At 41.2% G+C, this 900-nt stretch carries 2 protein-coding genes; both read right to left on the reverse strand.

Features of this window, described 5'->3' with window-relative positions; translation table 11 throughout:
- Positions 1-434 (reverse strand): IS3 family transposase (locus CXF62_RS14990; RefSeq protein ID WP_145990518.1); only part of this gene is annotated, 434 nt, incomplete at its 3' end.
- Positions 338-856 (reverse strand): helix-turn-helix domain-containing protein, encoded by a 519-nt coding sequence (locus tag CXF62_RS01415; protein WP_102092633.1) that lies wholly within the window; start codon positions 854-856, stop codon positions 338-340. The genes CXF62_RS14990 and CXF62_RS01415, both read right to left, overlap by 97 nt.
- Positions 857-900 lie beyond the last annotated feature (44 nt).

Raw genomic sequence — 900 nt, forward strand, 5'->3', positions numbered from 1 at the left:
TTGCTTGCTTTAAACCGACGCTTTAAATGATTCTTTCCTATTACTCCAAGCTGTCCTCTATAGGAGCGATACTTTTGTCGTCGAATTCGGGCACTGAGTGTCAACTGTTTCATAAGCTTAGCAACGAGCTTATGGTTATGATGAACCCCTAGATGCTTTAACGCGACAGTCATTCTACGATAGCCATATCTGCCTTTATGCTGGTGGTATATCTGAGCAATATGCTGTTTTAAATCAGCGTATTTGTCTTTACTCTCAAGCGTTGCTCTATGGTAGTAAAAGCTGCTCTTTGGTATACCTGCTATCTTTAATAAGTCAGATAAAAGATGCTGCTGTCTTAGTCCTTCGATGAGCCTCGCTTTCTGCCTGCTTGTTCCTCCGCTTTGAGCAAGGCATCTAGCTTTTTTAAGTAGGCAACCTCCGTACGCAGGTATTCATTCTCACGCTTAAGCTCTGCTAGTATCTTTTCATTATCTGGTTTGTCGATGATAAATGGCTTGGTCATGGCGTCTCTACCTTTGCGTTTGGGGATTAGTCCAGACATACCATGGTGCCTATATGCTTTGTGCCAGTGGCTAATTAAAGCAGGTGAGCTGATAGCAAACTTTAAAGCGACCTCAGATTGACTTAAGCCTTGTTCTAACATGACTGTTATCACTTGGTGTTTAAAGTCGCTACTGTATTTGGCTTTACTTGTTTTGGGTTTGATCGCTTCTATTCCACCTCTTTGGTATTGGTAAGTCCACTTAGACACTATCTTTTTATCAAGGTTAAATTTTCTTGCTGTAGCGACTCCGGTATGTCCTTGCTCATAGTATGCGATGACTTTGAGTTTAAAGTCTAGATTGTAACGCATAAAAATACCCCAAAAGTTGTGTCCAACTTATGGGGTTCAGTTCA

The sequence above is a fragment of the Psychrobacter sp. MES7-P7E genome, assembly GCF_002863645.1.
Lineage (GTDB): Bacteria > Pseudomonadota > Gammaproteobacteria > Pseudomonadales > Moraxellaceae > Psychrobacter.

What these genes read in the sequence shown, in the direction of transcription:
- CXF62_RS01415 (WP_102092633.1), bottom strand. Translation starts at nt 856, where the DNA reads ATGCGTTACAATCTAGACTTTAAACTCAAAGTCATCGCATACTATGAG.